At 62.6% G+C, this 23821-nt stretch carries 22 protein-coding genes; 11 read left to right on the top strand and 11 right to left on the bottom strand.

Features of this window, described 5'->3' with window-relative positions; genetic code table 11:
• Position 1: 1 nt before the first annotated feature.
• Together EEB12_RS14485 and EEB12_RS14490 are read left to right on the top strand one after the other, a co-directional pair.
• A complete protein-coding gene (locus EEB12_RS14485; protein WP_141487986.1) occupies positions 2-1264 on the top strand; it encodes an amidohydrolase in 1263 nt (420 codons plus the stop codon).
• Between the two features lie 33 nt (positions 1265-1297).
• The gene (locus EEB12_RS14490) at positions 1298-2749 is read left to right on the top strand and encodes an amidase (protein WP_021332692.1); all 1452 of its coding nucleotides are present in this window, start codon (positions 1298-1300) and stop codon (positions 2747-2749) included.
• Between the two features lie 12 nt (positions 2750-2761).
• On the opposite strand, the gene EEB12_RS14495 is transcribed toward EEB12_RS14490, so the two are convergent.
• Positions 2762-3775, bottom strand: a complete 1014-nt coding sequence (locus EEB12_RS14495; protein WP_141487987.1) for an ABC transporter substrate-binding protein — start codon at positions 3773-3775, stop codon at positions 2762-2764.
• 152 nt (positions 3776-3927) lie between these two features.
• Between EEB12_RS14495 and EEB12_RS14500 the strand changes: the two genes are divergently transcribed.
• The 6 genes from EEB12_RS14500 to EEB12_RS14520 all read left to right on the top strand — a co-directional run bounded on the left by EEB12_RS14500 (position 3928) and on the right by EEB12_RS14520 (position 9073).
• Positions 3928-4818, top strand: a complete 891-nt coding sequence (locus tag EEB12_RS14500) for a helix-turn-helix domain-containing protein (protein ID WP_198538398.1) — start codon at positions 3928-3930, stop codon at positions 4816-4818.
• A 53-nt stretch (positions 4819-4871) separates the two neighbouring features.
• Positions 4872-5843, top strand: coding sequence for an ABC transporter substrate-binding protein (locus EEB12_RS14505; protein ID WP_141487988.1), 972 nt, complete (start codon positions 4872-4874; stop codon positions 5841-5843).
• A 54-nt stretch (positions 5844-5897) separates the two neighbouring features.
• Positions 5898-6620, top strand: coding sequence for a FadR/GntR family transcriptional regulator (locus EEB12_RS14510; RefSeq protein ID WP_019746349.1), 723 nt, complete (start codon positions 5898-5900; stop codon positions 6618-6620).
• Positions 6617-7267, top strand: a complete 651-nt coding sequence (locus EEB12_RS14515; protein ID WP_141487989.1) for a sterol desaturase family protein — start codon at positions 6617-6619, stop codon at positions 7265-7267. The genes EEB12_RS14510 and EEB12_RS14515 overlap by 4 nt, the downstream gene beginning before the upstream one ends.
• Positions 7268-7411: 144 nt before the next feature.
• Positions 7412-7570: a hypothetical protein gene (locus EEB12_RS30510; RefSeq protein WP_181447567.1), complete on the top strand. Its 159-nt coding sequence runs from the start codon at positions 7412-7414 to the stop codon at positions 7568-7570.
• Between the two features lie 90 nt (positions 7571-7660).
• Positions 7661-9073 (top strand): amidase, encoded by a 1413-nt coding sequence (locus tag EEB12_RS14520; protein WP_141487990.1) that lies wholly within the window; start codon positions 7661-7663, stop codon positions 9071-9073.
• Positions 9074-9092: 19 nt separating this feature from the next.
• Here the strand turns inward: EEB12_RS14520 and EEB12_RS14525 are convergent, their stop codons facing one another.
• From EEB12_RS14525 to EEB12_RS14545, 5 genes are read right to left on the bottom strand one after another with little or no spacing between them, the layout of a single operon-like run.
• On the bottom strand, positions 9093-11291 hold the full coding sequence (locus tag EEB12_RS14525) for an acyl-CoA dehydrogenase (RefSeq protein ID WP_092765635.1): 2199 nt from the start codon (positions 11289-11291) through the stop codon (positions 9093-9095).
• 4 nt (positions 11292-11295) lie between these two features.
• Complete coding sequence (locus EEB12_RS14530; RefSeq protein WP_007735961.1) at positions 11296-12162, bottom strand: SDR family oxidoreductase; 867 nt, start codon at positions 12160-12162, stop codon at positions 11296-11298.
• A 41-nt stretch (positions 12163-12203) separates the two neighbouring features.
• Positions 12204-13079 (bottom strand): MaoC/PaaZ C-terminal domain-containing protein, encoded by an 876-nt coding sequence (locus EEB12_RS14535; protein WP_141487991.1) that lies wholly within the window; start codon positions 13077-13079, stop codon positions 12204-12206.
• Between the two features lie 7 nt (positions 13080-13086).
• Positions 13087-13518 carry an SRPBCC family protein gene (locus EEB12_RS14540; protein ID WP_019746343.1) on the bottom strand — a complete coding sequence of 144 codons (432 nt, stop codon included), beginning with the start codon at positions 13516-13518 and terminating at the stop codon, positions 13087-13089.
• A 42-nt stretch (positions 13519-13560) separates the two neighbouring features.
• Positions 13561-14751 carry a lipid-transfer protein gene (locus EEB12_RS14545; protein WP_007735955.1) on the bottom strand — a complete coding sequence of 397 codons (1191 nt, stop codon included), beginning with the start codon at positions 14749-14751 and terminating at the stop codon, positions 13561-13563.
• 102 nt (positions 14752-14853) lie between these two features.
• On the opposite strand from EEB12_RS14545, the gene EEB12_RS14550 reads away from it, so the two are divergent.
• Positions 14854-15537, top strand: coding sequence for a TetR/AcrR family transcriptional regulator (locus tag EEB12_RS14550; protein ID WP_141487992.1), 684 nt, complete (start codon positions 14854-14856; stop codon positions 15535-15537).
• The gene (locus EEB12_RS14555) at positions 15534-16085 is read left to right on the top strand and encodes a GNAT family N-acetyltransferase (RefSeq protein WP_141487993.1); all 552 of its coding nucleotides are present in this window, start codon (positions 15534-15536) and stop codon (positions 16083-16085) included. Before EEB12_RS14550 ends, EEB12_RS14555 begins: the two co-directional genes overlap by 4 nt.
• Here EEB12_RS14555 and EEB12_RS14560 read toward each other — a convergent pair.
• From EEB12_RS14560 to EEB12_RS14570, 3 genes are read right to left on the bottom strand one after another with little or no spacing between them, the layout of a single operon-like run.
• Positions 16063-17520, bottom strand: a complete 1458-nt coding sequence (locus EEB12_RS14560; RefSeq protein ID WP_141487994.1) for an HNH endonuclease signature motif containing protein — start codon at positions 17518-17520, stop codon at positions 16063-16065. The genes EEB12_RS14555 and EEB12_RS14560 overlap by 23 nt on opposite strands.
• Positions 17521-17555: 35 nt before the next feature.
• Positions 17556-18206: a DUF6308 family protein gene (locus EEB12_RS14565; RefSeq protein WP_020968069.1), complete on the bottom strand. Its 651-nt coding sequence runs from the start codon at positions 18204-18206 to the stop codon at positions 17556-17558.
• Entirely contained in the window at positions 18199-18789 is a 591-nt protein-coding gene (locus EEB12_RS14570; RefSeq protein ID WP_141487995.1) for a hypothetical protein, read from the bottom strand. The genes EEB12_RS14565 and EEB12_RS14570 overlap by 8 nt, the downstream gene beginning before the upstream one ends.
• 158 nt (positions 18790-18947) lie before the next feature.
• Between EEB12_RS14570 and EEB12_RS14575 the strand changes: the two genes are divergently transcribed.
• Positions 18948-19715, top strand: coding sequence for an SDR family NAD(P)-dependent oxidoreductase (locus EEB12_RS14575; RefSeq protein WP_020905712.1), 768 nt, complete (start codon positions 18948-18950; stop codon positions 19713-19715).
• A gap of 55 nt (positions 19716-19770) precedes the next feature.
• On the opposite strand, the gene EEB12_RS14580 is transcribed toward EEB12_RS14575, so the two are convergent.
• Entirely contained in the window at positions 19771-22098 is a 2328-nt protein-coding gene (locus EEB12_RS14580; RefSeq protein ID WP_141487996.1) for a putative bifunctional diguanylate cyclase/phosphodiesterase, read from the bottom strand.
• A 138-nt stretch (positions 22099-22236) separates the two neighbouring features.
• Positions 22237-23793 (bottom strand): TM0106 family RecB-like putative nuclease, encoded by a 1557-nt coding sequence (locus EEB12_RS14585; RefSeq protein WP_141488679.1) that lies wholly within the window; start codon positions 23791-23793, stop codon positions 22237-22239.
• Between the last annotated feature and the right edge of the window lie 28 nt (positions 23794-23821).

A 23821-nucleotide genomic window follows, 5' to 3' on the forward strand; every position in this document is an offset into this window, starting at 1 on the left:
CATGAACCAACTGCTTTCGAATCTTGAATTCGGAGACCCGTCGCGGTTGCGAACCGTCGAGCCGCACTGGTTCGATCTGTACCGGGACCTGCACGCACACCCCGAGTTGTCCGGCAACGAAACTCGCACTGCCGCACTTGTTGCCGAAGAGCTTCGGCGGATCGGCGGCTGGGACGTCACGATCGGAGTCGGCGGCACGGGTGTCGTCGGTGTTCTCCAAGGAAGCAGCGGGCCGGTGATCCTGCTACGCGCCGACATGGACGCGTTGCCGGTCGCAGAAGACACCGGGCTGTCATACGCCTCCAAGACGGATGGCGTCATGCATGCGTGTGGCCACGACGTCCACGTAACCGCGCTACTTGCCACGTGCGCAGCACTTTCCGCGGATCCGACGTCGATCACCGGCACTGTTGTCGCGGTCTTCCAGCCTGCCGAGGAGACCGGGTCCGGCGCACGTGCGATGGTCGACGACGGAATCTTCGACCGCTTCCCGCGACCGGACCTCTGCCTGGGACAACACGTGGGCCCGACTCCGGCTGGGATGCTGGTCAGCAAACCCGACATCTTGATGGCAGCATCCGACACGATTCGAGTGGTTTTTCACGGCCGTGGTGGACATGCGTCCTCGCCGTACGCGTGCATCGACCCCTTGTTGATGGCAGCATCTTTCGCGCTGCGCATTCAAAGTCTGGTCGCTCATGAAGCGGCAACCCCGACAGCACCTGTGCTCACGGTGGGAGCATTGCACGCCGGCACAGCTGCGAACATCATTGCCGACGACGCCGAACTACTACTCAGTCTGCGAACTTTCAGTGCATCGTCGCGAGAACACATGCTCGAATCTGTAGGCCGGATCGCTCGCGCAGAAGCGGACGGAGCAGGCGCCACCGAAGCGCCGGACGTTCATGCGTACAACGGCTTTCCGGCCACGGTCAACACTCCGGACGCAACGTCCACGGTGATGACCGACCTACGCCGGGCAGGATTGGGAATGCACACCCTGCCGCAACCGCTTTCAGGCAGTGAGGACTTCGGAGTCTTCGGCACTGCTGCCCAATGCCCCTCCGTATTCTGGCATTTCGGCGGGACGACGCTTCGGAGTTTCGACGAAAGGGCTCTCGCCGCACTCGCCGAGGGACGGATTCCTCCCGGCACACCCTCGAATCACTCACCGCGCTTCGCGCCGGATCCGGCCGCGGCACTACCCGAAGGTGTCACGGCTATGACTGCGGCCGCACTGGGCGCCCTTGCGCGAAGCGCGTGATTCCTACACATACTTCTCCAGGGAGATAACGCCATGTCAGACGACCTGCATTACCTCAGCGCCACCGAAGCTATTGCACACTTTCGCACGCGAGAATTGTCTCCGGTCGAGCTGCTACAAGCAGTCGTCGACCGAACCCAGAAGTTCGAACCTCACATCAATGCCTTCACCGAAGAGATGTTCGAGGAGGCACTGACCGGCGCTCGGGAAGCTGAGAGCCGATATCTCGGCCACGGACCCGATCCGCGGCCGCTCGAGGGAATTCCGGTAGCTGCCAAGGAAAAACACGCTATTGCCGGAAAGTCTCTGACCGAAGGTTCGCTGGCGGCACGCGGAAACATCGCCCGCGAGAACGCACCGGTGATCGATCGAGTTCTGGCAGCAGGCGGCTTGATTCACGCACGCACCACGACGCCGGAGTTCTGTGTTGCGGCGTTCACGCACTCTCCACTGTGGGGCGTGACTCGCAATCCCTGGAACCTCGATTACAGTCCCGGCGGTTCATCCGGAGGCGCGGGCGCCGCCCTCGCTGCCGGAACTACTACTCTGGCAACAGCATCCGATATCGGCGGGTCGACGCGGGGCCCGGCAGGCTTCACCGGCACCGTCGGGCTCAAAGCGTCGTACGGCCGCATTCCCGGGGTCGCCCCGCTGTCCATGGATTCCTACCGTGGCGACGGTCCGATGGCCCGAACTGTCGACGACGCAATTCTTTTGGCCAACGTTCTGATCGGGCCGGATCCGCGTGACCATTCTTCCCTCAGGCCGGCGATCACGCTGCCACACGAGTACCCGTCGGTCGAGGGAATGCGCATTGCCCTGTGCGTGCGGCTCGGCGACTTCCCGATCGAGCCTGACATCGAGGCGAACACCCGGGCTCTCGCACAGTCGTTGGTCGATGCCGGCGCGATCGTCGAGGAGATCGAGTTGCCGTGGACTCGTGATTCGATGGCAGCAGCGGTGAAAGTCCATTTCGGAACGATCATGGGTGCATCCGTCGCGGAAGTTGCTCGCGTCCACGGTGATCTTCTTGCCGACTACACGCTCGACAACGTCGCGATCACGTCGAAGGGCGCTGCAGAAATGTCATTTCTGGACGGCCTTCGCAAAGAAACCCAGATGCAACGAGAGCTCGCCGAGGCGATGGCTCCATTCGATGCGCTGATCTGCCCGACTTCGGGCACCATCGCCTTCCCGGCAGGCGAGTCTTTGCTCGACGGCCTCACGGTTGCGGGCCAGCACGTGAACACCACCGCCGAAGCACTTCTCACGTTGCCGTTCAACGTCGCCAATCGGTGCCCCGTACTAGCGGTGCCCAGTGGACACGCACACAACGGCGTTCCCACGGGCGTCCAGATCGTCGGCCATACGTACGACGAACCGACCGTGTTCCGGATCGGCAAAGCACTGGAGAAGATCCGCCCGTGGGCATACACCGACCAGCATCAACCGAGGCTGGACGTGGTGGCGCCGGCTTCCTCTTGATTGCTGAGGAGATCAGAGCTTGGCTCTGATCTCCTCAGCAATCGGCTGGAACTGCTCGAGGAACGTCAGGGCCCAACCGAACGACGCGACGCCCTCGTAGTCGAACGAGTACACCTGATCGTTCTTGACGGCGCGCAGACGCTGGAAGATGGTGTCGTTCGCCAACTTCTCGTTGATGGGGCCCTTGCCACTGTTGGTGATGATGACGTCGGCTTCGTCGAGTAGCTCCAACTGCTCCTTCGGGAACCACTCGTTGCTGCCGGCAGGAATTGCGAGTGAGCGGTCGTTGAACTGGAACCCGGCCTCGCTGATGACCGTCGTCTGATACTTGGTCGGCGAGTACAGCGAGAAACCACTCTCCTCGAAGTACGTGGTGTAGACGACCTTCACCTTGCTCAACACGTCAGCATTGTCGCTGCGGAACTTCGCGATCCGCGCCTCGTACCGGTCTGCCAACTCTTGAACCTTCGCACTCTGGTTGAGTGCGTCCGCGACCCCGAGGGCGCGCTCCTTCCACGCGTACTGGCCGTCTTCGGCAAAAACTGCGGTCGGTGCAATCGACCGGATCTGCTCGTAAAGATCCGGGTTGTTCTCCGAAAGGAGGTTGGTCATCACGATCAAGTCGGGAGACAAAGCCGCTATCGCCTCGGCGTTGGGCTCGTACCAGCGTCCCACCTTCGGAAGAGACCGCAGGGCAGACGCATACGGTTCCGGGACACCGTCGGCGTTCTCGTAGTCCACCGGCAATCCGACGGGCGTGAATCCGGCGTCGAACATCGCGGGGCCCGTGTAGTAATCGGCGCTGACCACTCGCTGCGGGTTGGTGGGAACCTCCACCTGCCCCAGTGCCGTGTTGATGGTGCGCATCGAGCCCTCGGCCGATTCACTGGAGCTGGTTCCACAGGCCGTGAGCAATCCGATCCCCGCCAAGGCACCAGCCCCGAAGAAACCGCGTCGGGTAAGTGCTGCGGTGATGCGAGCGAACTCGGCATCGGTATCAGCGGTAGGCAAGAGAAGTGATGTCATGGGTTTCCTGACGGTATCCGAATTAGGGCTACCTAAAATTACTCTCACCTGCACCGTTACGGTGAAGCGTCATGGCCAACCACTGTTTCGATCGAGCCATCGATACGCGCACCCCCTCGGTCGACGGCCGGAAGCCGGTACGTTCTTGGTTCGTGACGCCTTCGCGACAGGACTTCCCCGGCATCATGTTGTGGGGAGCGCCGACCCTGGAACCGTCGACGTGGAACGAGCCGGTGTCCACCCCGAACCGGATCGTCGCGGAGCCGTGGTCCGTCAGCACCATCCGGTTCAAGAGCACGGCAACTGGCGTCTGGGATTTCCATACCCACCGCGAACATGAACTGCTCTGGTCGGCAGGTGGGACCGTCACCCTCGAAGCGTCCGAACACCTCTGGATGGTTCCGCCGATGCTCGGCATCTGGATTCCTGCCGGCACTGCGCACCGCGTCCGCTCCGACGACGGCGCCGTCATCTTCGCGACGTACCTGACGCCGGATCGAATCGACACCGATTGGGACTCGATAGTCGGCATACCCATGACCGGTGCACTTCGGGAGGTGTTGTTACACAACGAGAACAACGCCATGCCCGACCTGAAGCGACTACGGCTACAGCAGGTGGCAATCGACCTCATCCATCCCGTTCAGGCCGCGAGTCTCGACATTCCGTTGCCGAGAACGCCTGACCTTCTTTCGATTGCCCAGCAGATCATCGCCGATCCGGCGGACGACCGCACCACTTCCGACTGGGCTCGCACCATCGGCGTGAGTGGCCGGACCTTGATGCGTCGCTTCCAGGCAGACACCGGCACGACGCTCACTCAATGGCGAATTCTGGTGCGCGTCCGCGTTGCATTGATCGAGATTGCCGCAGGCAAACCTGTCGTCGCCGTGGCCCGCGGCCTCGGGTATGCCAACCCTGGAACGTTCATCGACCTGTTCAGGCAGGTCATCGGCCACACCCCCGCCGCGTACTTCCGCTCGTTCTCACCTGTCATGAAACCGCATCAGAATGGCACCAAACCCGCACGGGTGACACGTTAGCTTTGTTAGGCAAGGCAAACCATGTTGCCCGAACACGTTGGAGAACACCACAGATGCACCACCGCCGCCGTTTTGCCAGGTCTATCGCGCTCGCGGTCGGCGCGATCCTGATCGGCACGCTCGCCTCGTGCAGCTCGTCCGACGACCAGCCCTCGCCTTCGGCCGAGACCATCGACTACAGCTTCGCGGGGTACTCCGCCCAGATACCTGCCGACCCGCAGCGAGTGGTTGTCATCGACTCCCGGACGTCCCTCGAGTTCGCACTTCTCGCCGATTACCCGATCGTCGCCCTCGATTACGACGAGTCCAGCCATCTCGCATCCAAGGTCCCTGCCGATGCGGGGCATCTGGGCGGCAATCTCAGTAAGGAGGACGTGCTGAGCTACAACCCGGACCTGATCCTCATCTCCGTCGGCTGGTACGAGAGCTACAAGTCACAGAACCTCACTTTCGAGGACATCGCACCGGTTCTGGTGATCCAGGACGGCAGCTCGCCCGACAAGGAGACCGAATCACTCGGCGGGCCTCTGGGATTCATGGGCGAGCAACTGGCACTACTGGGCAAGACCGACGCCGCCTCGGCAGCACAGGCGCGGTACGAAGACGCTCTCGCCACTGCCCGCGACGACGTCGGTTCCGTCGCGCAGACCAAGACGATCGCCTTCGTATCGCTGATCGAGGACAAGTTCTTCGTGTTCAACACCCCGAACAACCTGACCGTCGACGTAGCGTCGTCACTCGGTTACACGATCTTGTCCAACGACGCGATCACCGCCGCCCAGTCGGCCGCGATCGGCGGCTACAGCGCCGAATTCGGTTGGGAGAATGCGGATGTGCTCGCCGACGCCGATGTCGTCGTCGCCCAGAATCTCGACTCCTGGCCGGGCAACCCGGCGTGGGATCGTGTTCCAGCCGTGGCCGCCGGCAATGTTGCACCGCTCGACTACGACGACAAGGTGGGATTCGCACTCACCTACACGGACTTCCTGAACAAGTTGGCGGACACCACTCGCAACCTGCAGTGACGCTAACTGGTCATACCACTTGACCTCTCACCAGTTAGCGTTTACGGTCGGTACATGTTCCAACCCGTTGCACGTACCTCCGCTTCCGGCGCAGTGTTCGACCAGATTTCAGTGAAAGTGCTGGCCGGAGAGTTGGCCGCGGGTGAGGCGCTACCCAGCGAGCGCAAGCTCGCCGAGGCATTCGGTGTCTCGCGGCCCGCAGTCCGCGAGGCAATTCAGAAGCTCGCCCAGGCCGGGCTCGTCGAGGTCCGCCAGGGCGAGTCCACGTCCGTGCGAGATTTTCGACGCCAGGCCGGACCCGAACTTCTCCCCCAGTTGTTGGTTCGAGACGGCGTCCCCGACCTGACCGTGGTGCGCAGCGTCCTGGAAACTCGCGAGTTGATGGGACCGCAGATCGCGGTGCTGGCCGCCCGTCGCATCTCCGCGGAATCTGCCCGAGAACTCGACACGGCCGTGGATCAACTAGGCGCCACCGAAGATCCGGTAGAGCTGCAAGACCGCGCTCTGGCGTTCTGGGACGTCGTCGTCGACAGCGCGGATTCCATTGCCTTCCGTTTGATCTTCAACAGCCTGCGCGCTGCATACGAACCGGCCATGACTGCACTTGCCTCCGTCATGGTCGCCGAAGTCGGCCAGACCGACCTGTATCGAAAACTGGCCTCCGCCATCACTTCACACGACGAGTCAACTGCCGAGGCGTCAGCCGCACAGCTCCTTCACACCGGTACGACGGCAATCGGCGATGCTCTCACCTTCCTGGAAGGACTCAAACCATGAGCAAGCCTCTCACTCTGTCCGACGCAGCACGGACGTTCCGCAAGTCACCGACGCCGTGGATGATCGGCACCATGTTGGTGGTCGCTGCGGCAGCGCGCTTCACGCTGGGCAACTGGCAGATCACCGACGCCCTTGTTCCGCTCGTGATGCTTGCCGCATTCCCCTTCGTGGAGTGGATTATTCACGTCTTCGTTCTCCATTGGAAGCCGCGGACCATTGCCGGCGTCACCCTCGATTCACGCCTGGCGCGCAGCCATCGGGAGCACCATTTCGCCCCGCGAACCATCTCACTCATCTTCATTCCGTGGCAGACGCTCCTGATCGTGATTCCCGTCCTGACTGCCGTCGCACTCCTGGCGTTTCCCCGCGTCGAACTCGGTCTGACCTTCCTGACCTGTATTTCCGTACTCGGCCTCGGCTACGAGTGGACTCATTTCCTCATCCACAGTGACTACAAGCCGAAAACTGCTCTCTACCGGTCGGTTTGGCGCAACCATCGCAACCATCACTTCAAGAACGAGCACTACTGGTTCACCGTCACCACCGCGGGAACGGCCGATCGCGTACTGGGCACGTACCCCGATCCAAAATCCGTCGAGACGTCCCCGACAGCCAAGAATCTGCACGGCACCGCGTCGAAGCTGTGAAGAAACGCCGATTCCTGGCCCCTAGCTGGCAATGAACTTGAACTTGACTGTGTATCAGTGATTTTCGTTGAAACCCACCCGAACCGTGCTTAGTGTCGATGGAGTCAGAAGTTCGAAAAACGCTGTAACCGAAGGACACAACACATGTTCAACGATGTATTCAACAACGTCATCCACCCGATGGTCACGAACTTCCAGCAGTTGGGTCCCCAGCAGTTCATTCCTCAGCAGTTCATCCCTCAGGGCCTGTTCCAGCAGGCACCGACGGCAGCAGAGCAGGCTGTGACGATCTTCGGTAGCTGATACCGCAATCCACAGATAGCGCCACTCAGGGGTCGTCCGTCCAATATGCTGGACGGACGACCTGAGTGCCTCCGCCTGACAAGGATCCCCATGAGCCCCAACACCCCCGTCCACGCATTCACCGATGACGCCCTGGGCGATCTCGACGCCACCGGCGTCGCCGCCCGGATCGAATCAGGCGAGGTGACCGGACGGGAGGTCATGGAGGCGTCGATCGCGCGCGCCGAGGTAGTGCAGGGGCAATTGAACGGTTTGGCCTGCACAGACTTCGATCGCGCCCTTGCCAGGAGCAACCGGCCGGCCGCGGGCATCTTCGCCGGCGTCCCCACCGCGATCAAGGACAACACCGACAGCGCCGGCCTTCCCACCCAGCAGGGCAGCACCGCCTTCACAGCAGTCCCCGCCAAGGCTGACAGCGATTTCGCGAAGCAGTTCCTCTCCACCGGGGCCATTTCGATCGGCAAGACCCGACTGCCCGAGTTCGGATTCAGTGCGTCCACCGAGTACATGACGGAAGAACCCGTGCACAACCCGTGGAACCCGGCCTACTCGTCGGGCGCTTCCTCGGGTGGCGCTGCCGCACTGGTTGCTGCCGGAGTCCTCCCGATCGCGCACGCCAACGACGGTGGTGGATCGATTCGCATTCCCGCCGCTGCCTGCGGACTGGTCGGACTCAAACCCACTCGCGGCCGTACCATCGCCGATCCGGCCGACAAGTCGATGCCGATCCGGCTGATCTCTCAGGGCGCCGTCACCCGCACGGTGCGTGACACCGCACGATGGATGTCAGCGGCCGAAAGTTACTACCGCAATCCACGACTCGCACCGGTTCGCCTGATCGAAGGACCCAGCTCAACCCGCCTGCGCGTCGGCGTGATCACCGATTCCGTGACGGTCACCAAGACCGACGACGAGACACGCAAGTCCGTCGAAGCTACGGCTGAACTCCTTGCCGGCCTTGGCCATCACGTCGAGGACGCGGCATTGCCAGTCGGACCGGAATTCATCGACGACTTCAGCATCTACTGGGGCTTTTTGTCGTTTGCCATCTCCACCGGTGGCAAACAGATGCTCGGGCCCGACTTCGACAAGTCCGGCACCGACAATCTCACCAAGGGCCTCTACACGCTGTACCGGAAGAACCTGGTGAAGACGCCGCGCGTGCTCTACCGCCTGCGACGCCTCCAGCAGCAGTACAGCGCCATGTTCTTGAAGTACGACGTCGTGCTCTCGCCGGCTCTTGGGCACACCACCCCCGAGCTCGGACACCTCTCTCCCGCTCAGCCTTTCGAGGAGCTTTTCGACAAGTTGATCGCGTACACGTCGTTCACACCGCTCAACAACATCTCCGGTGGTCCCGCGATTTCGCTACCGATGCACCAGACCAGCAACGGTTTGCCGTTGGCTTCGCATTTCTCCGCCGATCTCGGCGACGAGCGCACACTCCTCGAATTGGCCTTCGAACTGGAAGAGGCTCAGCCCTGGAGAAGAATCCAGGACTGAGCCTCACCGGTAAATACCCTCAGTCTCGCGGCAATCCGAGCATGCGCTCACCGATCACGTTGAGCTGCACCTCGGTTGTGCCGCCGTAAATGGTGGTGGCACGGCCCGAAATGAGCTGCTCCATCGCCTTGTCGCTCGGCTGACCTGGGATGCTGACCGCTCCGGCAGCACCCAGTTCGGCGACGACGAACTCGGCGATCGACTGGCTGATCTTCATCGCCAACAGCTTGCCGACGCTCGACGTCGTACTCACGTCGATTCCCGAAAGTTGCTTGAGCACAACGCGGGAGCCGATGAGGTCGATCGCCTGACTCTCGGCAACCAGCTCGCCGACGCGGTAGCGCCCGATCGGGCTCAGGTCTGCTGACTTCGCGAACTTCAGTAGATCGGAGTCCGAGGCGTACGCCTCCATCTTCTGGCTCAGGGCGACGCGCTCGCCGGCCAGCGTCGTACGTGCGACGTTCCAGCCGTCGTTGACCTCGCCGACCACGTTCTCGTCGGGGATGAACACGTCGTCGAGGAACACCTCGTTGAACAACGCCGAACCCGTCATCTCACGCAGCGGGCGGACGGTGATGCCCGGTGTCGACATATCGAGCACGAAGTAGGTGATGCCCTGATGCTTCGGCTTGGTGGCGTCCGTACGGGCGATCAGCATTGCCCAGTCGGAGAACTGCGCAACCGTGGTCCAGATCTTCTGACCGGTGATCTTCCAACCGCCGTCGACCTTTTCGGCCTTCGTGGACAATGACGCGAGGTCGGAACCAGCACCGGGCTCACTGAAGAGCTGGCACCACACCAGCTCACCCTGCAGGGTCGGTATTGCCAATTCCTGCTTCTGCTTGTCCGAACCATGCGCTACGACGGCCTGCACGGCCCAGGTGCCCATCAGGAGCTGTGGCATCGAGATACCCGCAGCCTTGATCTCCTGGGAGATGACGATCTGCTCGAGCGGAGCGGCGCTGCGCCCGTACGGCTTCGGCAGGTGAGGCTGAACCCAGCCACCGTCGCCGAGCGCGATCAGCTGGTCGTCCTCGTCGAGCTCGACCAACTTGGCAAGCTCGGCCGCGATGCCGCCGCGGATCTCCTCTGCCTCGGGCGGCAGTTCGAGAACCGAAGCCCGGCTGACACCGTCAAGTGCCTGCTGCGCAACACGGTTGGCACGATCCTCGCGGGTACCGAGAATGCCGCGGATCGAGAGCGCGCGCCGGTAGTACAGGTGGGCGTCGTGCTCCCACGTGAATCCGATGCCGCCGTGGACCTGCACACAATCCTGCGCTACCTGCACTGCGGCGTCCGGCACGATGACTGCGGCGATATCGGCGGCAAAATCTGCCGTGTCGTCGCCCTTGTCCAATGCGCTTGCCGCATCCCACACAACGGCGCGTGCCTGCTCGAGTGCAATGCCCATCTGCGCACACTTGTGCTTGACGCCCTGGAACTGGCCGATGGGTCGCCCGAACTGCACGCGTGTCTTGGCGTACTCCGACGCAGTGGAAACACACCAGGACATGACGCCGACGTCTTCGGCACCGAGAACGACTGCGGCAATGGACCGTACCCGCGCCTCGGTGAGACCGTCGAGTATCCGTTCGGCGCTGATCTGAACATTGTCAGCTTCGATCCGCGCACTGCCGCGCAGCACGTCGATGCTGTCCTGCACGGTGATCGCGACTGCGCTGCTCTCGAGCACCGCGTAGCGGACACCCTCGGGCAACTGGATCGGGACCAGCAACACGTCGGCGTGTTCACCACCGAGCACACCGTCGAGTGCGCCCGTGATCTTGTATCCGCCGTCCGACGACTCGGCCGTCAACGGTGCACCCAAGGCGACTGCTGCCGTACGACTTCCGTCGATCAGACCCGGCAGGAACTCGGGTCCCGCCTTGGAATCGGCGGCACCGAGAACGGCGCTTGCCAATACCGTCGGAACAAACGGGCCGGGAGAGACAGTGCGGCCCAATGCTTCCAGTGCCACCGCCAAGGTCAGCAGACCGGCGCCGTGACCACCCTGTTCTTCCGGAACCGCGAGCCCGAGAAGGTCTTGCCCGACCAGTGCCGTCCAGAACTCGGGGAACTTGTCCTCGGTCCTCGACTCCACCGCCGCGCGCACCTGCTCGGTGGTGATGGTGCGCTCGGCGAATGACCGCACCGAATCTGCGAGTGCGGTGTGCTCCTCACTCAGCCCGAGGCCGAGTTCGTATGCGTTGCGTGCCATGCGCTTACAGACGTTCTGCGAGGTCGGCGGTGGTCCAGGGACCCTCGCTCTCGATGGTGTTCACACCGTGCCAGCCGGCGAGTTCCGTGATGGCCCCACCCTGAACGGCATACACCTTGCCGGTCAGCTTGCAATCCGCTGCCGCTAGATAGGCCACCAGCGGGGAGATGTTGGACGGCGCAAACGCGTCGAACTCACCCTCGGGGACCTCGGCGGCGAACAACGCGCCCATACCGGGTGTCGCCAGCGTCAGCCGAGTACGCGCGATCGGCGCAATAGCGTTGACACGCACGCCGTATCGATCGAGCTCGTCAGCGGCCACCAGAGTCAGGGCTGCGATGCCCGCCTTGGCGGCGCCGTAGTTGCCCTGGCCCGCGTTGGGCATGAAGGTACCCGAAGCCGAAGCGGTGTTGATGACCGAAGCGTTGACGGTCTCGCCTGCCTTGCTCTGGTCCTTCCAGTACGCGGCAGCGTGGTGCAGCGTCGCTGCGTGACCCTTGAGGTGCACGGCAATGACTGCATCCCACTGGCTCTCGTCCATACCGGCGATGAAGGCGTCACGAAGAATGCCGGCGTTGTTGACCAGTACGTCGAGTCGGCCGAACTCGCTGACGGCCTGCTTGACGAGGCCCTCGGCGCCGTCCCAGGTGGCGATGTTGTCGGTGTTGGCAACAGCCTTACCGCCTGCAGCGACGATCTCGTCGACTACCTGCTGCGCGGGGCCGGCATCTGCGCCGGAACCGTCGTTTGCGCCGCCGAGATCGTTGACCACGACGCTCGCACCCTCACGAGCGAAGAGCAGCGCATGCTCACGGCCGATGCCGCGTCCTGCTCCGGTGATGATCGCTACGCGACCGTCGAGACTTCCCATCAGTTCAGATTCCCATCAGTTCAGTTGTCGGACATGAAGACTCATTTGTCGGCGATGACCGCCAGGCCGTCCTTGATCACGAGGTCGCCGACCGCGCTGGTTTCGTACGAGTACGACGTGGCTCCGTCTGCCGAACCCGACTTGTAGAACACCGTCTCGATGTCCTGTGTCGGGAGTACGGGTTTCGCGAATCGCACTGCGAGACGGCGCAACCGCTCGGTCTCGCCGCCTGCCAGTTCGGTCAGGGCTCCCCACGACGTGAACGCCATCGTGCACAGCCCGTGATTGATGATTCCGGGGAGACCGGACATCCGAGCGATCTCCTCGTCGAGGTGAATCGGCATCGGATCGCCGGAAGCCGGTGAGTACCGGAACGTCTGGTCCTCGTCGATGTGCTGGTTCACCACCGCTGCGGGACTACCAGCGCGAAGAGCGTCGTCGAATCGGTGTTCGGGAGCCTTCTCGCCAAGTCCGGGGCCCGCGTCGACCTTGCGAAAGAAGGCCGTCATCCACTGCTCGTTGACCAATTCACCCTTGTCGGTTTTGGTTTCGACGTAGATGACGACGGTGGATCCGTTGTCCCGGCCCTCGAATCCGACGGGCTTGGCACGAGCGACAAGGTGGTCACCGGGGTAGATCGGACGGTGGAACAGGAAGTCCTGCTCACCGTGAACGAGCTTCATCAGCAGTTCGACCGGCGCCACCGACAGCGCAGCGGGTGCCATCGACATGAAGACGGGTACCACAGCGAAGACCGGCGGAGCGATCTCGCCCTTCAGATGTCGCTCGATGGGATCGTTGGTGGCAGCGGCATATTCGGCGATGCGCTCGGCTGTCACCTCGAAGTGCTCCGGGTCGGTCCATACGTCCAGCCCGGACGTATCGAATTCGACCGCGTTGGTCTTCGGTGTCGTCATTGAGCCGTTACCCGACCAGCTCGGCGAACTTGGCCAGCGAGGCCTCGAGATCAGCCTTGGCGTTCTTGGCTACTGCCTTGCCGATCGGCCCGACGATCATGGTGCCCTTGAAGCTGGCGTCGACGGTTGCCTTCGAACCGGCACCGTCGGCCTCGACCGAGAGAACGAATTCGACGGTGACGCCGGCCATTCCGGTACCGGCAATCTTGACCATCTTCGGAACCTCGACCTCTTCGACGGTCCACTCGATCTTGTTTGCCATACCCATCACGGAGACGACCTCGGTGAACTTGGCGCCCAACGCAACCTGGGTGGGGAGTTCACTCTTCCAGCCCTGGTGAATGGTGAGCCACTCTTCCCAGCGAGACAGGTCGGAGAGCGCATCCCAGGTCTTCTCGGGGGATGCGGGCAGTACAGCGGAGACGGAAACGGAAGCCATGATGAAACTCCTAGTGGGTAGCTAGCGGGTTGTGGGTGTGATTCAGCGTGCGTAGGGCTTGTATGCGGTCACGACAACTGCGCCGCCGAGTCCGATGTTGTGCTGGAGAGCGACCTTCGCGCCGTCGACCTGACGCTTGTCGGCGGTTCCGCGGAGCTGCCAGGTGAGTTCGGCGCACTGGGCAAGGCCGGTTGCGCCGAGGGGGTGACCCTTGGAGATGAGGCCGCCGGACGGGTTGACCACCCAGCGTCCGCCGTAGGTGGTGTCGTCGGCGTCGACGAGCTTGCCGCCGTCACCTTCGGCGCACAGTCCGAGTGCCTCGTAGGTCAGCAACTCGTTGGTGGAGAAGCAGTCGTGGAGTTCGATGACGTCGACGTCGTCGGCGGTGATCCCGGCCTGCGCGTATACCTTCTCAGCGGCCTTACGAGTCATGTCGGCGCCGACGAGGCTGATGGCGCTCTTGTCCTCGAAGGTGCTGTTCATGTCGGTGACCATGGCCTGCCCGACGATCTCGATCGCCTGAGCGGCAAGCCCGTGCTTCTCGACGAATGCTTCACTGGCGATGATCGCCGCGCCGGATCCGTCCGAGGTAGGCGAGCACTGGAGCTTGGTGAGCGGCCCGTGGATCTGGCGTGCTTCGAGGATCTGCTCGAGGGTGTACTCGTCCTGGAACTGCGCGTACGGGTTGTTCAGTGAGTGCTTGTGGTTCTTGACGGCGATCTTCGCGAACTGCTCTGCAGTGGTTCCGAAGCGTTCCATGTGCTCGACGCCGGCCGCGCCGAACATGTACGGAGCGGGCGGCATCGCGAACTCCTGCAGCTCGGCGAGAGCGAGGAGGTGCCGCATGAGTGGCTGTTCACGGTCGTCGTAGGTGGATCCGAGGGACCCGGACTGCATCTTCTCGAAGCCCAGCGCCAGTGCGCAGTCGGCCTGACCACTCTTGACTGCCTGCGTGGCGAGGTAGAGCGCGGTCGATCCCGTCGAACAGTTGTTGTTGACGTTGACGATGGGGATGCCCGTCAGACCCAGCTCGTAGACAGCCCGCTGACCTGCGGTGGACTCGCCGTAGACGTAGCCGACGTATGCCTGCTCGACCTCGGTGTAGTCGATACCCGCGTCTTCGAGCGCCTTGGTACCCGACTCGCGTGCCATGTCGGGGTAGTCCCACTCGCGGGCTCCCGGCTTCTCGAACTTCGTCATGCCGACGCCGACGACAAAAACCCTGTTACTCATTGCCACTCCTGAAGAGAACGGTATCTGTGTGTGACACGCTGTCCCACCAAAGTATGTGAGACATCTTGTCCAGTCAATGGCGGGGTGAGTATCGTTCGATTTATGACAAAAACAGCCGAGTCGGCGCAGCCCGACGGGCGCAGCACTCGCTGGAACGATCACAAGGAGCAGCGCAAAGCGCGGATCCTCGACGCAGCACTCGATGCAGTCAACGAAGGTGGCGCCGACGTCGGCGTCCAGCAGATCGCCGAGCGCGCCGACGTCCCACGTTCCGTTGTCTACCGGATCTTCAAGGATCGAGCCGACCTCGACGAGCAGCTGCGAGTTCGCATCCTCGAGATGATGATGACCGACCTGACACCCACCCTCACGCCGCAGGGTACGGTCGGCGAGGCTATCTCACGGGCAGTCGAGACCTACCTCCGGTGGATTGTGAAATACCCACGACTGCACCACTTTTTAGGCAAGGGCTCGCCGAGCACGCGGGCCACCGGTTCGAAAGTGGTGACCGGAACCAAGACGGCCATCGCCGTGCAATTGGGGAACCTGTTGGGTGCGATCCTCGCCAGCCGCGGCAAATCGTCGAAGATGGCGGAGCCCTTGGCTTTCGGCGTTATCGGATTGGTCGACGTCAGCGTCAACCGTTGGCTCAGCCAGCCGGGTTCCGATGTGACCAGTGCGGAATTGGCCGAGTTCCTCGGGCGCTCCATCTGGCAGGTTCTGGACGGTAATCTTCGGAGCATCGGCGTCGACATAACTCTGTCGACTCCGATCGCCGACCTGTGACAGTTGCCGAACTACCCTGGGCACTCGACGGACGTGGACTTCAACTGATCCGGGTTCCACCACTCGCCCTCCACGCACTGGGTGAAGACAACGCTACTCTCGCAATGGAACTCGAACCCAACCTCCTGACCCCGTATCTCCTCGGCGAAGAATGCCAGGGCTTGTGGCGCTACCGGAGCACGCAGATAACCGGGAACCCACTCGACAGCGCGTGGATCACCCGCATCGCCGTCGATGCCCGCACCTCGACGCCGGTGGGGTTGGCCGGATTCCACGGTCGCCCCGATGCGCGCGGGATGGTGGAGATCGGATATCGCATCGACCCGGCATTCCGGCGACTGGGCTACGCACGAACTGCCCTCGAGATACTTCTCGACGTCGCGAGTCGCCAATCCGAAGTGCATATCGTTCGAGCGACCATCAGCCCGGACAACATCGCATCGCGAAATCTGATCAGCCAGTACGGTTTCAACGAAGTCGGTGAGCAGTGGGACGAAGAAGACGGTCTGGAGACCATCTTCGAAGTCAGCGCCTCTCCGGAACCGTGACAGCCGTCAACCCGCTGGTGCTGTCGGTCCAGTGAATGGCACGATCCACGAGCATCACCGGCGTCCACAACCTGTAGGTCTTCACCTGATGGTGATGACGACACAGGCATTGGAGGTTGCTCGCAATGGTCCACCCACCGCGTCTCGGATCGGAAGGATCGAATTCGGTGATGTGGTCGAGTTGGCACCTGCTCGCGGGCACCGAACAACCAGGGAACCGGCAGTGACCGTCGACGGCCCGCACCAATGCGGCCAGAGCCGCTCCCGGAGCATAGGTCAGCGCGCCGGGAGGTGGATCGGGCTGGGCGCCATGCCCATCCGATCTTCGAACTATGTCCGGGGCTCGCGCGACCAACCGTTGCATCGCCCGAATCCGATCTCCGCAGCCTTTCGGTTCGCGACTCAGGCGATCACGTCGGGTGACAAGCGGCAGGACAGTCGGAGCATGTTGCCGACGCGGTCGATTCCCGGCGGCCTGAGAGCGGAAGTCGACAAACAGTGCCTGCCAAGTGGAATCGGCGGCAAGCTCGCGAGCAAAGTCGGGATCGATTGGCCCGTACCCGTCGATGCTCGCGGGATCTGACGTCAACCCGAGGAGCGTCGCCAGATCGCACACGATGTGCAGCAACGGCTTCCGACGTGAGGGCGCAGTTGATCGACTTGCTGGGGATACTGCCTCGCACGTTTCGCTGCCACACTGGCAAGTCAGCCCGTTCTCACCGTGCAGGAGAGCAACCAGCGCGTCGGCCCGGCGCGTCGAGGCATTTCGTGGATCGTGGTTGCAGACGCTTCCGGCGGCCTCGTTGATCAGGCCAAGCGCTTCGACAGCCTCGTTCGCGCTGAGTGTTGCCTGCAACTGGGCGAGTCCGTGACGGTCTGCACGCGTGCGAACATCGCGGTGTTCCAGCATTTTCCGGCGACGTTCGGCAGCAGCGTCCGGATCGTAGGCAAAGAGCTGACGTTCAATGTCGCGCTCCAGTTGCCCGGGCGGAAGACGGTGCGCGGAGGCAAGTACCCGGCGCTCGAGTGCTGCGATCGCCTCGGGGGCGGCCCCGGTGAGTCCGTCGACAATCTTGCGCACACGCGCATAGTCCAGCTCGCCGGCAGCAAATGCAGCCTTGGTGAGCGGAAGGAACTCGCGCAAGGCGTCACCGATCTCGATGTGAACTTCGGCTGTGCGCCGCGAACACGTGAGCATGACCGCGATCTCGTTGCACGCGATCCGCCACGCCTTGTCGACATCACCGGACACGTCGAGTTCCGCATTGAATCTCGACTCCGACAACATGGACGCACCGAGCACCTTCTGTGCGGCCAGCATGTTCTCGCTCTGCGCCGTTGCAAAGAGCATGTCCGGCAGCACGAGTGGATCGACGACAGGACGGTCGTCATCTACGACTGCCCCCACACCGCCCGTCGATCCATTATCGAACATACATTCGACACTAGACCTGCCCACCGACAAGAAAGCTAGAGTGCCGGTTTGTATCCCTTACCCTGCATCCAGGCGAGCACATCCAGCACCCGGATCGCCGGAATGGCATCGTCCAGTCCGGCCCGAACTCGCAAGTCGAGCAATCGCACGTGTAATTCTCCGTCGTGCAAGGCCTCTCGTACCGGTTCCAGATGGGCAGCCTTCGTTCCCAACTCCCGCCCGATGACGTCGTCGTAGATCGGGTAGAGCCGCGGACGCTTGCGTGCGATCAGTTTGGACGCCATGGTTCGCCCGACGCCGTGAATCTCTCGAAGCGCCGTCTCCAACCGCCACACCGGAGATTCCGGAGTGAAGGGATCGGGTTCGTTCGACAGATCGCGATCGGGGCCCACGTCGGCCAGGAGTCGGTTCAGTTCGGCATTGTTCTCCCCGAGTAGGAAGAAGGCCCCTTGCGCCGGAACCTGAACCGACAGAAGCGTCACCGCAACAAGATCTTCCGCGGTAAAGATGTTCGCATCACGATCGCGGTTGCCACTGGGATCCCAGGAATCCCACAGCGCACCGGTACGGAGATAGCCCGTCTTTCGGAGCGGCCTCGTGAAGTATTCCTGCAGCACGTCGACCGCGCCGGCATCGTCCCCGTCTCGCAGCACACGCGGGAGGCGGATGGGCAACTGATCAACCATGGTCGAGCGACCTTTCCAGTACATATTTGGCGAACCCGGAGTTGTGATATTGCCGAAATGGGCCCTTGCCCTTGGCAACAAGATGCTCCGCGAGTGGACGAACCGTCGTCATGTCGACGGGCAGTTGAGCAAACTGTTCCAACGCATCCGAGTCCTCGAGACTGCAGTCGATCACGGTCCCGTCGCCGTCGGCGGACGCCAACTCGGTGCGTCTGATGGCGACCAGATCGTGCTTGTCATCGAGTTCTTCGATGCTGCAGCCGGTTCGCGATTCCAGTGCCGAACTGGATACGTATACGGACATGACGTGCTCGATCGGCTTACCGCCGACCAGATGGCACTCGACGCTCAGAATCTCCATCGGACCGATGTTGAGTGTGAACAAGCGATGGCGCTCCGCCGATCGATTTGTCGACGGCAGGCAACTGATCGTCCACTGTTCGATCTCGACGGCGGCCGGAGCGTCGAACGCGTAGGAGAGAACCTCTGCAATCAGCTCGGCAAGATCTTCGAAGAGCGGGTCGCGCTGCAACCGATCGAAATTCTCGACAGAAGCGGCGGGACGCACAGGCGCCTTGCTCACGCAGGTCCCCTCTCGTCCGGTGCTTTGCTCTCAGACCTCGCGTCCAAGGTACCCAGCCCTACGCGGGTCTCGCGCGTTCGCCCTCACATACACCCTCGCGTTATGGTTCTCGACACGCACCACCGCCTTACCGATCGCTAACTCGAGGAGCACACGAAGTGGAAATCAAGGGAACCGCAGCACTGGTCACCGGAGCGGCATCAGGCCTCGGCGCCGCAACAGCCAAGCGCCTCGCCGACGCCGGCGCTACCGTCTTCGGCCTGGATCTGCCCGCGTCGATCGAGCGCGCAGGCGACAACGTCCCCGCCGGCGTCACCCTCATCCCCACCGACGTGACCAGCGGCGAAGACGTCGAAGCAGCGATCAACCAGATCGTCGAGTCGGGCTCCCCGCTGCGTATCGTCGTCAACTGTGCCGGTGTCGGCTGGGCCGGACGCATCCTGTCCAAGAAGGGTCCGCACGACCTCGAGCTGTTCCGCACGGTCATCACCGTCAACCTGCTCGGCACCTTCAACGTCATGCGCCTGGCCGCCGACGCCATCTCCAAGACCGAGGCCGTCGACGAGTCCGGCCAGCGTGGCGTCGTCATCAACACCGCTTCCGTTGCTGCCTTCGAAGGACAGATCGGCCAGATCGCGTACTCCGCTTCCAAGGGCGGAGTGCACGGCATGACTGTTCCGGCTGCCCGTGACCTCGCGCAGTTCGGCATCCGCGTCAACACGATCGCCCCCGGCATCATCGACACCCCGATGCTCGCAGGCGTCACCGACGAGTACCGCAAGGGCCTCGAGGCCGGCGTTCCGTTCCCGTCCCGCCTGGGCCAGCCCTCCGAGTACGCGCAGCTCGCGCAGATGATCGTCGAGCACGACTACCTCAACGGCGAGACCATCCGCATGGACGGCGCTCTCCGCATGGCGCCGCGCTAACCTCCCTGCTGTGCGCCTTTATTAACCGCCCGCGGTTAATAAAGGCGCACGGTTGTCAGAACGAATGAAAATACCCACCGCTGGATTGGGCAGTTGCGCTGAGGTACTCGGCCACTTCCGTCGCCGGCATCGGTCGGCTGACGTAGTAACCCTGAACCAATTCGCAACCCGCGGTGAGCAAGAGCCTCAGCTGGTCGGCCGTCTCCACGCCTTCCGCCAATGACTGCATACCGAGCGCCTTCGCCACCTCGACCACCGAAGTGACAACTGCCGAATCACCCTCGCTCAGTTCGGTGATGAACGACCGGTCGATCTTGAGAATGTCCAACGGCAGTTTCTTCAAACTCTCGAAAGACGAATAGCCGGTTCCGAAGTCGTCCAGGGCAATCGCAATTCCGGTGGCACGCAGACGATCCAGCTCGGCGACGGCAAGCTCCTCTACCGCTCCCGTCTCTGTGATTTCCAGCTGAAGCCGTTTGCTGGACAGACCGGATGCCTCCAGCGCAGCGTTGACTGCTGATCCGAAGCCGGACGACATCAGTTGCACCGGAGAGACGTTCACGGTCACGTAGGTGTCATCAGGCCACGTCATCGCCTCGGCGCACGCCATGTGCAGTACCTGGAGCCCCAGCGGGACTATCAAGCCTGTCTCCTCCGCGACATCGATGAAAATGCGCGGCGCAAGCACTCCCCGCACCGGATGGTTCCAGCGAAGCAGTGCCTCGAATCCCTCGACGCGGCCGGTGTCCGCACGAACCTGCGGTTGGTAGTACAGCTCGAACTGCCGAGCCTCGATCGCAAGCCCAAGCTCTTGCAGGGCCGATGCTCGCTCCCTGGCCCGCGCCCGCAGCGCCGGTGAGTACTTTCCGACCCGGTTCTTGCCGGCAGATTTTGCCGCATACAGCGCCAGGTCCGCGCACATGACAAGCGTGTCCGCGTCTTCGGAATCTGCCGGCGCGCTGGCATACCCGATCGATGCACGTACCTCGATGCGATTCCCCCGCACGAAAAACGGCTCACGCAATGCGCCCAGATAGCGGGCAAACACCTCGCCGCCGTCCCCTGTTCCCCGCAAGACGACGCCGAATTCGTCGCCACCGATTCGGGCACACATGGCACCGTCGACCACCCGATTGAGCCGTGCGGCAACGGAAATCAACAATTTGTCGCCGACGGGGTGCCCTAACGTGTCGTTCACCGACTTGAAATTGTCCAGGTCGAGGATGCCGACAAGAACCTGCTCACCGGTCCGGACACCGCCGAGCGCGTCGGACAGCTCCGTGCCGAACGTCCGGCGATTCGGGAGCCCGGTCAGTCCGTCGGTTGCAGCAAGCCACAGAATTCGCCGCTCGTAGTTGTACTTCTCGGTGATGTCCGAGCCCACGCCTCGCCAACCCACGAACTCCATGGCCTCGGAAAGCCTGGGATGACCCGACAGAGACCACCATCGGTCGACGCCGCCGACACGAACCGGAATGACGACCTCTCGAAACGGCATGAGGCGGTCGAGGTGATCTCCGATGACGTGGACCGCGGCTCGACCACTCTTCGTCGAACCGACGTCGAGCCGATCCAACAATCCGCGCAGCGACAGGGTTCGCAGGTCGGAGACGGAGACTCCCGAGATCTGCGACAGCCGAGCGGAGGCGTGCGACAACGTCCCGGTGGTGTCGACTTCCCACAGCCAGTCGCGTGACCCGCCCTCGAAATCGTCGAGAAGCAAACTGACCGTCTGGCGCTCGGCAGCAGCCTCGAACTCGGCAAGACAACGACTTCGGAACGACGCCCAGAGGTACACGACGCCGACGCACAGAATACTGATGTAGACAACGAGTTGAAACGAAAGGACGAAGTACTCGGCCGTCGCCCCGGCAAGCATGACGAATAACAATCCCAGGCCGTGCACCAGAATCCAGGCCAAACCCAGCGACCGAACAGTCGACAGCGCAACTGCACCGGCACCCACCACACCGGCGATGGTCGCGATCAGAACCAGCTTTCGTGAACCGTCTATCACCGGAAGCATCTCGGCCGCGAGGATCGTGTACAAAACACCCAGCAGTACCACTTCGAGCATGAGTGCCCAGTAGTCGTACCGGGTCGTGTGCTTGGGCGAATACCTCTCTCCCTGAATGGCCCTCGGCAGCCACACACGCACCGAATTGAGGATGACTGCGAGCGCTGCCGCTCCCCAGATCAGGCGGAACTCTTCGTGTGCCGGCGGCACGACATAGGCCAACAAAGCGCACGCACTGAAGAAATTCGCGACGTTGGCCAGCGGAGCTACCGTTGTCACTTGACGGACCTGGCGAGAGAAGAGGTCGCGCCGCTCGACGTCAGACAGATCGGCGTCGCTCGCACTCGAAGTCAGCCTGCTCAGCATGCAACACCCTCCATCGTGGAGCCGACCAGATGAAGGTAGCGCGGATGCGGGTTCGGGGCACACGATGACGAGAAACTACGAATTGAAACACACTGTTAAATAGGATGTTTCAGACAATAGCGACAGAACGGATCAGCGCTACAACTCGGAAGCCAGCGGAATTTCCTTCTCCGCACGGTCCGTCATCCACTCACGTAGGACCTTGGTGGCAATGACGTCGTCCTCGTTGTACTGCAGGATGCGTGTCCGTTGCGTCTCGTCCGGCTCACCGTCGTAGCCGACCGCCTCGCGGTACCACGCCATCGACGCTTCACCACCGGCTTCGGCGTCACGCCAGTTGAACCCGGCGACGGGGGCAATCTTCTTGAGTCCCTTGCCGTTCGGGCAGATGAACTGATCACTCACCGCTTGATAGATGTCGACCCACTGCGGACTGTCGATGAACTCACGAATCTCGTCCTTGCTCGGAATCCCGGGCTCACCGGCAAACCTGCGCGCCGAGTCCAACAACCACTTGTCCTCGGCCGAACGCGAATAGCAGTATGCAGCAAAGGTTTTACCCGAAGCAGCGGATGCGGCACGTTCCGCCATCAGCCAGCCCCAGAACTCCGCGAAAGACCGCGCCTCGTCACGCGTCGGCAGCGGATCCCACGTCGCAAATCCTCGATACATCGAGAAGCCACCGACATTGAGCAACGTCCCCCACAGGTAGGCGCCGTGCTCCTGATAGCTCTCCATGTCGACGTCGATCTCGATGTCCGCCCGAGTCACCGAGATCTTCTCGAACCGCCGGACCAACGGAGCATCTGCCAACCACGCCTTGGCGATCACGACTGCGTCGTCGAAATTTCCGTGCGGCCAATCCTCGAGCGGCTCACCGTCCCAGGCGGCCAGCTGATCGATCGTGTTACAGCCGACGTCGCGCAGAAGCTCCGCTCGCGATCCGACAGCCACCAGGCTGACATCGCGGTTGCGAACCAACTCCTGCTTGCATTCGGTCCACCACGGGCACGACTTGCACTCGCTCACCTGTGACGGAGACGTCAGCACCTCACCGCGGGCAACAGCGATACGGTCGGCGAAACGCTCGTCGTAGTCGTCGAGAATCGCACTGAGGTCGTGGACGAGGACGCAGTCTCCGTTGTATCCGATCGCGCCTGCCGTGAGCGACGGGCTCGCCAGCCCACGACGCTCGAGCATCCGATAGACCTGCGCGACGCGCATCTGATCGCGGACCTGACTGCGGACCTTGCGCTTGGGATCGACCGCGGGCTCCCATTCGAAGAGCCCCGAGGTGATCGCGCCCTGGCCGGGATCGGTCACCTTGTGATTGACGACAATGACGGGGATGTACCCGCCGCCCTCGTCGTCACGGATGAGCATTTCGCAGCGGCCCTTGCGTCCGGTGTCGCGCTCGACCGGCAAGACCGCGCCCCAGATCCGGTCCGCGCCGGCCTCACAGGCAGCAAGTGTGTCGCGAGCCTGAGCCGACGCCGATTGATCGGGGTTGATCTTCACCCAACGCTCGGGAGCAGCACCGATCACCAGTTCGGCGATCTCCGCGCGCTTCGCGATCGCGGCATCCTGGCGCTGCTTGACGCCGGTGTCGACGGGTTCCGAAGCCGATTTCCCGGGAAACAACCCGTCCAGACGCACCCGATGACGGCATCGGGTCAACGCCCCCGAATCGATGATCGGGAGCTGGGGCGCGGGGTTGTTAACG

The sequence above is a fragment of the Rhodococcus sp. WS1 genome (assembly GCF_003797745.1).
GTDB classification, from domain to species: Bacteria; Actinomycetota; Actinomycetes; order Mycobacteriales; family Mycobacteriaceae; genus Rhodococcus_F; species Rhodococcus_F erythropolis.

Excerpts from the sequence above, each read along its gene's own strand:
- EEB12_RS14530 (WP_007735961.1), bottom strand. The coding sequence starts at position 12,162 with ATGGGAAGTCTCGACGGTCGCGTAGCGATCATCACCGGAGCAGGACGC.
- EEB12_RS14525 (WP_092765635.1), bottom strand. The coding sequence starts at position 11,291 with ATGGCACGCAACGCATACGAACTCGGCCTCGGGCTGAGTGAGGAGCAC.
- EEB12_RS14495 (WP_141487987.1), bottom strand. The coding sequence starts at position 3,775 with ATGACATCACTTCTCTTGCCTACCGCTGATACCGATGCCGAGTTCGCT.
- EEB12_RS14550 (WP_141487992.1), top strand. The coding sequence starts at position 14,854 with ATGACAAAAACAGCCGAGTCGGCGCAGCCCGACGGGCGCAGCACTCGC.
- EEB12_RS14540 (WP_019746343.1), bottom strand. The coding sequence starts at position 13,518 with ATGGCTTCCGTTTCCGTCTCCGCTGTACTGCCCGCATCCCCCGAGAAG.
- EEB12_RS14510 (WP_019746349.1), top strand. The coding sequence starts at position 5,898 with ATGTTCCAACCCGTTGCACGTACCTCCGCTTCCGGCGCAGTGTTCGAC.
- EEB12_RS14580 (WP_141487996.1), bottom strand. The coding sequence starts at position 22,098 with ATGCTGAGCAGGCTGACTTCGAGTGCGAGCGACGCCGATCTGTCTGAC.
- EEB12_RS14520 (WP_141487990.1), top strand. The coding sequence starts at position 7,661 with ATGAGCCCCAACACCCCCGTCCACGCATTCACCGATGACGCCCTGGGC.
- EEB12_RS14485 (WP_141487986.1), top strand. The coding sequence starts at position 2 with ATGAACCAACTGCTTTCGAATCTTGAATTCGGAGACCCGTCGCGGTTG.
- EEB12_RS14490 (WP_021332692.1), top strand. The coding sequence starts at position 1,298 with ATGTCAGACGACCTGCATTACCTCAGCGCCACCGAAGCTATTGCACAC.
- EEB12_RS14565 (WP_020968069.1), bottom strand. The coding sequence starts at position 18,206 with ATGGTTGATCAGTTGCCCATCCGCCTCCCGCGTGTGCTGCGAGACGGG.
- EEB12_RS14515 (WP_141487989.1), top strand. The coding sequence starts at position 6,617 with ATGAGCAAGCCTCTCACTCTGTCCGACGCAGCACGGACGTTCCGCAAG.
- EEB12_RS14535 (WP_141487991.1), bottom strand. The coding sequence starts at position 13,079 with ATGACGACACCGAAGACCAACGCGGTCGAATTCGATACGTCCGGGCTG.
- EEB12_RS14505 (WP_141487988.1), top strand. The coding sequence starts at position 4,872 with ATGCACCACCGCCGCCGTTTTGCCAGGTCTATCGCGCTCGCGGTCGGC.
- EEB12_RS14560 (WP_141487994.1), bottom strand. The coding sequence starts at position 17,520 with ATGTTCGATAATGGATCGACGGGCGGTGTGGGGGCAGTCGTAGATGAC.
- EEB12_RS30510 (WP_181447567.1), top strand. The coding sequence starts at position 7,412 with ATGTTCAACGATGTATTCAACAACGTCATCCACCCGATGGTCACGAAC.
- EEB12_RS14545 (WP_007735955.1), bottom strand. The coding sequence starts at position 14,751 with ATGAGTAACAGGGTTTTTGTCGTCGGCGTCGGCATGACGAAGTTCGAG.